At 58.6% G+C, this 8604-nt stretch carries 10 protein-coding genes; all 10 read right to left on the reverse strand.

The genetic code is table 11. The annotated features are described in order from the left end of the window. Entirely contained in the window at positions 1-2652 is a 2652-nt protein-coding gene (locus PHW69_01210; protein ID MDD4003805.1) for an Hpt domain-containing protein, read from the reverse strand. Next, entirely contained in the window at positions 2649-3653 is a 1005-nt protein-coding gene (gene cheB, locus PHW69_01215; GenBank protein MDD4003806.1) for a chemotaxis-specific protein-glutamate methyltransferase CheB, read from the reverse strand. Before cheB ends, PHW69_01210 begins: the two co-directional genes overlap by 4 nt. A gap of 5 nt (positions 3654-3658) precedes the next feature. Then, positions 3659-4501, reverse strand: coding sequence for a protein-glutamate O-methyltransferase CheR (locus PHW69_01220; GenBank protein MDD4003807.1), 843 nt, complete (start codon positions 4499-4501; stop codon positions 3659-3661). Between the two features lies 1 nt (position 4502). Beyond that, positions 4503-4964, reverse strand: a complete 462-nt coding sequence (locus tag PHW69_01225) for a chemotaxis protein CheW (GenBank protein ID MDD4003808.1) — start codon at positions 4962-4964, stop codon at positions 4503-4505. After that, complete coding sequence (locus tag PHW69_01230) at positions 4961-5446, reverse strand: chemotaxis protein CheW (protein MDD4003809.1); 486 nt, start codon at positions 5444-5446, stop codon at positions 4961-4963. Before PHW69_01230 ends, PHW69_01225 begins: the two co-directional genes overlap by 4 nt. Further along, a complete protein-coding gene (locus tag PHW69_01235) occupies positions 5443-5853 on the reverse strand; it encodes a PilZ domain-containing protein (protein MDD4003810.1) in 411 nt (136 codons plus the stop codon). Before PHW69_01235 ends, PHW69_01230 begins: the two co-directional genes overlap by 4 nt. Next, the gene (locus tag PHW69_01240; protein MDD4003811.1) at positions 5846-7399 is read right to left on the reverse strand and encodes a methyl-accepting chemotaxis protein; all 1554 of its coding nucleotides are present in this window, start codon (positions 7397-7399) and stop codon (positions 5846-5848) included. Before PHW69_01240 ends, PHW69_01235 begins: the two co-directional genes overlap by 8 nt. A 27-nt stretch (positions 7400-7426) precedes the next feature. Beyond that, entirely contained in the window at positions 7427-7864 is a 438-nt protein-coding gene (locus tag PHW69_01245) for a response regulator (GenBank protein ID MDD4003812.1), read from the reverse strand. A gap of 4 nt (positions 7865-7868) precedes the next feature. Further along, positions 7869-8183, reverse strand: coding sequence for an Hpt domain-containing protein (locus PHW69_01250; GenBank protein ID MDD4003813.1), 315 nt, complete (start codon positions 8181-8183; stop codon positions 7869-7871). 109 nt (positions 8184-8292) lie between these two features. Continuing rightward, positions 8293-8604, reverse strand: a 312-nt coding sequence (locus PHW69_01255) for a hypothetical protein (protein ID MDD4003814.1), incomplete at its 5' end; no start/stop codon positions are given.

The following is an 8604-nucleotide window of genomic DNA, read 5'->3' on the forward strand; positions in this document are numbered from 1 at the left end:
TCATTTCCGAACCGAAGAGATTATGTACACCGGATCCAGTATATAAGCCACATTGCCGTTGCCCAGCACCGACACGCCCGCTATGCCCCTGAGATGCGCGAGGTGCCGGGGCAGGGGTTTTAGAACCAGTTCGTCTTCTCCCAGCATTTTATGCACGGCTACGCCCGCTTTGCGCCCGCCGTCGTTCAAGATCGCCACCATCCGCGCGCCCTGTTCGAATTCCGGCACGGGTATGCCCAGCAGAGCCTGTGTATCGCAGAACGGGAGCAGTTCATCGCGCCGGGCGAAGACAACGCCCTGCTGCGTAGCGCTGAACTGATCTTCGGTCACAAGAGCCGTTTCGTGCACCGAATCTATGGGCAGGGCATAGGGGACATTGCTTATCGTGCACAGCAGCGCTTTTATGACCGACAGAGTGAGCGGGATCTTGAGCACAAAAGCGGTGCCGCGCCCCTTGGCGGTTTCAATGTCAATGCTGCCTTTGATCTGCAGCACCATATTGAGCACCACGTCCATCCCGACGCCGCGGCCGGATATGCCGGTGACTGTTTCCGCGGTGGAAAAGCCCGGCTTGAAAATCAGGTTGAGTTTGCCGCCGCGGTCAAGCGCGCCGGCTTCGGCTTCGGTGAGCACGCCTTTGCGCACCGCGGCGGCGGCGATCGCTTCAGGATCCATGCCGCGTCCGTCGTCGCGCACTTCCACGCGGATGCTGCTGCCCATGCGGTAGGCCCGCAGGCAGACTGTGCCGCGCTCGGGTTTGCCCGCCGCACGCCGCTGTCCGGCGGGTTCAAGCCCGTGGTCCACCGCGTTGCGCACCATGTGGGTGAGCGGCTCGGTGAGGCTGTCAACAATGGTTTTGTCCAGTTCCGTTTCCTGACCTTCAATTACCAGCGTGACGTCTTTGTCCACGGCTTTTGCCACGTCGCGCACGATCCGCTTGAAACGCGAAAAAATACCTTCAATCGCCACCATCCGCGAAGACATCACTCCGGTTTGTATCCTGCCGGAAATTACATTCAGTTCCGACATCAGTCCGTCGAACCGCACCGCTTCCAGCGCCGCATTCTCCTGCCGTCCCGCGGACAGCGTGTTCACGCATGATTCCAGCTGTTCCGCGCATGCGCGCAGCGTTTCCGCGTCGGGCGCGGGCGAGTCAAGCGCGTTTTTCAGGGCGGCCATGTGCTCGCGGGCGTGAAAAAGCGCGTCCGACGAGTCGCGGTCCCGGCGGATGTCTTCCGCGAACACTTTCTGGAAATTGCTCAGTTTCGAGCGCAGTGTCACCAGCTCGCCGGACAGATCCATCAGCCGGTCGAGCTTGCGCGCGTCCACCCGGATGCCGGCGGCGACAGCGGCCGTGTTTGTCGCGGCGCTGCCGGTTAGCAGATTCGTGATGTGTTCCTGCGTCAGCTCCTCCACCCCGTCAGTGTTCAGGCCCGACAGTTTAAGCGTGTTTCTTATTTCCTCTTCGCCTGCGGCGCAGGAGAAAAGATAGGAGATCGAAACGCCCTGCGTTGTGCTGTCAACTATCGCCGCCGCATCCGGCGCGCAGCAGATGACCCGTCCTTTTTTTGAAAGTTTTTTTGCCGCCATTACCGCGTTTATGCTTTTTACCGGCGCCGACCCCGGAATTTCGGCGGTTATCTTGAATATTTTCCGGCCCAGCGCGATTTCGTCAAGCGCGCTCTTAAGAATGTCCGGCGCAAGCGCAAGCGCGGCCGACGCCTGTGCCGCGGCGGGTTTTTGTTCCGCCGTCACGCTTGCGCGCGGCGCGCCGGTAACCGCGGCGAACCGGGTGTTAAGCCTGTCAATGAACGCGCCCGCGTCTATCACGCCGGGCGTGCCGGTTTTGTAAAGCTGCACCATGTCCCGCACCAGATCAATGCCCGCGAAAAGCACGTTCAGGCTTTCGGAGTCGGGGGTTTGCGCGGTTTTGCGGAAGTGCGCGAGCAGATCTTCCATCGCGTGCGAGGCGCGGGCCAGTTCGGTCGCGCCGATGAAACCGGCGGTGCTTTTAAGATTATGCGCCGCGCGGAACAGTTCGTTTATCAGGTTTTCGGTGGCAGGAGCCGCTTCACACCGGAGCAGCCCGTCATTAAAAACTTCTATGCCGTGCTCCGCGTCCTCAACGAATTTGGCGAGCATCGCGGGATTAAGCGGCTGCGGCACGGGTGATTGCTGCGCGGTGCCCGCGGACGGCGCAACCGCGCCCGGCGCCTGCGGCAGCGGCTCCGGCTCTGTTAAAGGCGCAAAGCCGCGTGCCGAAGCGAATTCGCCGGCGCTGGATTCGTTTAGGGCGGCATAGTCCTTTATAATGCCGTGCAGCCGGTCGTTCATTGCCAGAGCTGTTTCCAGAACGGCCCGGTCAAACGGTTTTTTTTCCTGCCGGACTTCCGAAAGCAGTTCTTCAAGCGTGTGGCTGGCCTGTTCCAGTTCCGCAAGGCCGGTAAACGCGCCCATGCTCTTGATATTGTGCGCGCACCGGAAAATTTCGTTTATTTCCGGCTTGCCCGGCGCCGCGCCGGCTTTCAGCGCGTCTTCCGCCTGCAGCAGTTTGTCGCTTATGTTTTTGAGATATTGTTCCGCGTCGTTGAAAAACGCCGCGCGGGCGCGGGCGCGTTCGCCCAGCGGCTTGTCATCGAAAAAAATGTTCATTTCGCGCCGGCTCCGGTTAATTTGCACAGCAGCGGCGTAATGTCTTCCAGCGGGACGGTAATGTCAACCGCGCCTGCCTCCGCCGCCGAATGCGGCATCCCGTACACCACGCAGCTTGATTCCGACTGGCCCACCACATACCCGCCCGCGTTATGCAGGCGGACAAGCCCGTCCGTGCCGTCAGAGCCTATCCCGGACAGTATCACTCCGACCGCTCTGGCCCCGCAGACTTCCGCCGCCGATTCGAAAATCCCGTCGCATGACGGGCAGAACCGCCGCCGCGGGTTGCAGGCGGAAAGCGCGATGGCGTAGCCGTTCGGGGTTTTTCTCAGGCCGCATTCGGTTCCGTGGGGGGACATGTAACAGACTCCATGCCGGAGCGGCTCGTTCTGCTCCGCCAGTTTCACTTCCAGCCTGGAAATGGAATTGAGCCGGCCGGCGAAGGCCGCCATGAATTCAGCGGGCATGTGCTGAACCCAGACAACCGGCGGCATGTCGGTCGGCAGCAGCGGAAGGATCCGGCCCGCCGCGTACACTCCGCCCGCCGAGGAGCCGGCGCAGATCACGTCAACCTGCCGCGCGGCGATCTCGAAAGGTTTTCGCTTCGCCGTCTTTGCGCCCGCGGCGCAGCGCACCGAAGCGACAAGCTCCTGCTCTATCACGGCCGGCGGACGCTGGCCGCCGGCCGGTTTCAAAATAACGTCATGCGCGCCCGCCTCGACCGCGCGCAGAGTCTGCACCGCGCCTTCGGGAGTGTACGCGCTGAAAATAATTACCGGAACCGCGCTGTCGCGCCTGATCATTTCCAGCGCTTCGATTCCGTCCATGACGGGCATTTCGTAATCCATAACGACCGCGTCCGGCTTGAGCCGCCGCACCGCCTCGACCGCCTCAGCCCCGTTTTCCAGCGCCGCGACGACCGCAATTCCCTGCGCGGTGAAAAGTTCTTCCAGCCTGGCGCGGATGAAAGGCGAATCGTCGGCGATTATTATTCTTATCATGGCAGTCATGGCAGCGTTTGCCTCAGCTGTTTGCCGTTTCGCGCGTAAATCCCGAGCTTGAGGTACTGCAAATCGGTTTTGACATCGTTGAGCGTTTCGGACAGGCTTACGATAAAATAACCGTCCTGTTCCAGCGCGGCGGCGAGATGCCTGACGGCTGTGTTTTTTGAAGTTTTGTCGAAATAGATCATCACGTTGCGCGCCAGCAGCAGATCTATGCCGCGGAACGGGGCCGGCGCCATCAGATTGTGTTCCCGGAATTTTACGCGCCGGCGGATGGCTTCGTCCAGTTCATAACAGTCCGGTCTGCTTCCGGCGCGCTTGAACCAGCGCATCTCCGGCTTGTTTTTTATGCGGGAAAGGCTGCGTTCGCTGAACAGTCCGGCTTTGGCGTCGGCCAGCACTTCGGTGTTTATGTCAGTCGCGTGGATGCGGAACTGCCAGCCCGGCAGTTTCTCGAAAAACGATTCGAGCAGGATTGCCAGCGTATACGGCTCCTCGCCGGTCGAACAGGCGGCCGACCAGACGTTCAGTTCCAGCCGGTTCTGCGCCTGCCGCTGTTTTACCAGTTCGGGCAGGATGTTGCGCACAAGGTAGGAGAGCTGTTCGTCATGCCGGAAGAAAAAAGTTTCGTTGGTGGTCACGGCGTTTATGAATTCTTCCATTTCCGGGCCGCTGTTTTTCAAGAGAAGGAGATACTCGGCGTAATTGGTTTTTCCGGTTGTTTTGAGGCGGTTTCTCAGCCGGTTGAGGACAAGCGTCCGCTTGGAATCGTTTAGCATGATTCCAGTGCTGGCGTAGAGCAGTTCGCGTACGGCTTTGAATTCCGAGTCTGATATGTCGCTCATTTCAGTCCACCGCTTTTAGCAGGTCAAATTCTTCCTTGCTGAAAATTCTGCCCGTATCAAGCAGATATGCCGGCTCGCCCGCAATAACGATCGAAGCCAGTATAATGGCGCGGTTTGCGCCGCCCGGAGCGGTTTCCGGCTGGGTGAAATCGCTTTTGGCGACCGGCGCGACCATTCGCACAAGATCCACCATAAGCCCTATATTCGCGCCGCCCGCCGCGTTAATGATGATAATATGGGTCCCGGCGACCGCCTGCGGCACGTCCGGAAAATTTCTTCGCAGATTGACTACCGCTATAACGTGTCCGCGCAGGTTCACTATGCCCGACAGCAGTTCCGGGCAGCGCGGCAGCTGAACCATCCGGCCGGAGTCGAGCACTTCCTGCACGGCGGAGATAGGCACGCAGAGGTTGTGCGGCCCTATCCGGAACACCACGAGGTTTAGCGTTGCCGAGGCTTTCACCGTCCCGCCTCCGCTATAACCGCTATTTCGGCTTCCACGGCGGCCATCATGTCGTCGGGGTTCAGCACCAGTATCATCCGGCTGCCCAGCTGCACGAAGCCCTGTATGCATTCTTTCCGCACTTCCAGCCGCACGAGCCCTTTTTCCGGAGTTTTTACCGTGTCAATCACGCTGTCGGCTATCACGCAGAACGACAGCCCTCCGTAACTGAGTATTATATAAACGTCATCCGTTCCGCCGGCGGGCCGTTCCAGCCGCAGGTACCGGCGGAAATCGAAAACCGGAATGATATCGCCGCGCAGGTTTATGATGCCCGGGCAGAACCACGGCATCCGGGGCGCCGGAGTTATGTGAACGGTGTTGAGTATTTCCCGCACCAGCGTTATTTTAACCGCATACTGCTGTCCGCCCATGGCGAATACCACGAGCTGGAAATTTACGGAGTTGTGCTGCGCTGGCGCGGCGGTTTCGTCGGCGTTCACCGGTCCTCCGTCAGCCTGCGGCTTTCGTAACGGGCGAGTTTGTCGAGCGCGAGCTGGTGCCCGTCGTCAACGGCGATGAATTTCACCGCGATCTCGAACCCCTGTCCGTCGGCGGAACACCGGACGATTTCGCCGACCGCCTGAAACATTTCGGTATCCATTTCCGCGGCCGGCTTGAAAAACTGCGGTTTGCGGTTTTCCCAGTCGGGTATGTCAATCCTGACGCGCACCGTTTCGCCGGGCCTGAAGGGCCGGGCGGAATAAAAGAGGAGTCCGCCCGCGCTGATATTGCGCGAGAAGCCTTCGGCGCCTCCGCCTGACGGCGTTTTCGGGATAGTGTAAATATCGCAGAGCACCGCAAACCGGCCCGGTATTCTTACGAAATTCCGTTTGTCTTCTTCAGGCATTGGCGGAGCCGGCCGAAGCGGCTTTTTTTGAAATGTTGAATTGCGACACCAGCCCCGACAGGATTGTGGCCTGCGTGGCCATCTGTTCCGCCGCCGCCGCGAGCTTCTCGGCGGTGGTGGCGTTGCTTTCGGTGATAGTGGTGTTTTCCTCCATCGCGGCGGCCTGTTCCTGCGTGGAAATGGAAATCTCCTCGATTTCGGACGCCAGCCGCGACATGTCCGTGAAAATCACCGCCAGATTCTTGCCGACCGTGGTGGACAGGTTCACGCCCTCCTCCACCTTGCCCAGGCTCGACTGCGACAGCCCGGTGATATCTTCCGCGGCGATCGCGCTTTTTTCCGCGAGTTTGCGCACTTCGTCGGCCACTACGGCGAACCCCCGGCCGGATTCGCCCGCCCGCGCCGCCTCGATCGCGGCATTCAGCGCGAGCAGGTTGGTCTGCGCCGCTATGTCGGAGATTATGCGCACCGCCTTGGAAATCTGCGCGAAACGTTTTTCTATCACGCTTATGCTCGCCAGCGTGTCTTTCATATTGTTGCCTGCGGCCTTGGCCTTGTTGGCGGTGGACTGGCTCAGTTCGTTTGCGTGTACCGCGTTTGACGCGTTGGACTGGACCGAGCTCGACAGTTCCTCGAAACTCGCCGACTGCTGCTGCGCGCCTTCCGCGATCTGCTGCGCCGACACTGAAATCTGCCGGGTTGCCGCCGCCAGCTGGACCGACGTGTTTTTTACCTGCGTGATGATCGCGCTCAGTTTATCCACGAAAGTGTTGAAATGGGCGGCCAGCTGGCCTATTTCGTCGTTGGAGGCGACGGTTATCCGCTGTGACAGGTCGCCTTCGCCTTTGGATATCTGTTTGAGTATGTCGCGTATCTTTTCAACCGGCCCGACCAGATTGCGGTTAAGAAAGCCGATGAAGAAAACACCCAGTATCAGCACCATGCCGAGCAGGCCCAGCGTGGAAAGTTTTACCGCGAACATGCCCAGCGTCTGCTCTTTCGCCACCTGCTGCAGCGTCATCATGTTAAACGAGTTGGAAATCCTGCTCAGCTGCGAGCGCGCGGTGGTGGCTGCGGGAATGACGCGTTCGGTGTAAAGGCGCATCGCGCGGGCGCCGTCCCCTTTCCTGGGGTCGGCCGCGGCTATCACTTCGGATGCGGCCTGGTGGATTTTGATGATATTGTCTTCCATTTCCTGAAACCAGCCCTGCATCTCCGGCGTCAAAGCCGAAAACTCCTGGCTCCGGGAAAACCCGGCGTACCATCTGCCGAAGGTCGTTTCGTTTATATTGGTGCCGGGTTTGGGGTTTGAAACCGGGTCAAGCATATAATTGGAGATGCTGATCATCCAGGCGTTGAATTCCTCCGATTTGGTGGTTATCATCAGGTTGGTCTTGTCCATCCTGTTGATGTTTTTCACGGATTCGCTGTAATGCTCGTAGAACGAGATCGAAATGAACGAGCTGACGGACACCATGATCACCAGCGCCGCAAACGCCGTGTATAGCTTGATTCTTATGGGCAGGTTTTTGATTTGTTGAAGCATATTCCTCACAGTCCTTGGCAGTTTTTGTCAGGCGCTTTCACCGTGGCGGGAGCCGTCATGCCGCAGATCGGGTTTCGGACCCGCCATCAGGAGCTGCGCCTGTTTCAGCAGCTGATCGGGATTTACGGGTTTTAGCATGTAATTGTCGCAGCCGCCCGTGAAAGAGGCGGCAAATTCTTCCTCATGCGCCGTTATGACTATCACCGGCACACGCAATTCCTCCGCGATGCCGTACAGCTTTTCATAATCCCTTATATGGGCCAGCGTTTCCAGCCCGCCCATGACGGGCATCTCTATGTCGAGCAAAACCAGGTCGAACGGCTCTTTTTTTTCAATGGCCTGCGAATACGCGGCAAACGCTTCAATCCCGTTTACGGCTATTACGCAGTGCGCTTTCCCAGTGAAAATTTCCGACAGGAAAGACCGGTTCACGAAATTATCTTCCACAATCAGTATCTTTTTCATCGGGTCAGAGCTTCTCGACCAGCTTGCGCAAAGCGGTCAGTTTTGGCGCGATGGCCGGCAGCTGCTTCCCGGCTTTAATATCTTTCTCCAGCGCGATAACTCTGGCGTAAATCGGTTCCAGCCGCAAATTCGCCGCCGCGCCTTTCATCGAATGCGCCAGGTCGCCGCCTTCGGCGGTATTGCCGGTTTTTACGCACTCCTCCAGCCGGTCGAGCTGGTCCGCTGAGATAGTCTTGAATTTTTCCACCAGTTTGTCATAGATTTCGGCGGGAAGATTGCCCAGCTCCGCCAGGATTTCCGCTTTTGTTTTGCCTTTCATAAACACCCTCCCTATCCCCGTGCAACATTTGTATAGATATTACAAAATTTGGCCGGATTTTTGCGTTCCGGCTTGAAACTGCCGCAATAGCCGGGTGCGTGGGGTCCGGCTATTTTTCGAGGGCGGCTTTTTTCCAGTTTTCCGAAAACGTGTTGGTCAGATAGAATTGCCTGGTCAGTTCCACCATTGCGCGCGCGTAAGTCTGGGCGGCGCTGATTTCATCGGTGAGGGGGGCGGCGCGCTGGTCTGCCTTGTCCGGTTTTTTGACGACCAGCGTGCCGGCGTAAATGTTTTCGCGGTAGAAAAACGGGTCTTTTATTACGCCGAAAAACGAGTTCTCGACCACAAAGGCGAACCCGTCTTTATCTTTTTCGAAAAGCAAGGCTCCGAAAAACGGCGTGTCGGCCGGCAATACCGGCGC

Source organism: Elusimicrobiaceae bacterium (assembly GCA_028700325.1).
Classification (GTDB): Bacteria; Elusimicrobiota; Elusimicrobia; order Elusimicrobiales; family Elusimicrobiaceae; genus JAQVSV01.

Coding starts and splice junctions, on each gene's coding strand:
- PHW69_01220 (MDD4003807.1), bottom strand. CDS start 4,501: ATGAGCGACATATCAGACTCGGAATTCAAAGCCGTACGCGAACTGCTC.
- PHW69_01245 (MDD4003812.1), bottom strand. CDS start 7,864: ATGAAAAAGATACTGATTGTGGAAGATAATTTCGTGAACCGGTCTTTC.
- cheB (MDD4003806.1), bottom strand. CDS start 3,653: ATGATAAGAATAATAATCGCCGACGATTCGCCTTTCATCCGCGCCAGG.
- PHW69_01235 (MDD4003810.1), bottom strand. CDS start 5,853: ATGCCTGAAGAAGACAAACGGAATTTCGTAAGAATACCGGGCCGGTTT.
- PHW69_01250 (MDD4003813.1), bottom strand. CDS start 8,183: ATGAAAGGCAAAACAAAAGCGGAAATCCTGGCGGAGCTGGGCAATCTT.
- PHW69_01210 (MDD4003805.1), bottom strand. CDS start 2,652: ATGAACATTTTTTTCGATGACAAGCCGCTGGGCGAACGCGCCCGCGCC.
- PHW69_01240 (MDD4003811.1), bottom strand. CDS start 7,399: ATGCTTCAACAAATCAAAAACCTGCCCATAAGAATCAAGCTATACACG.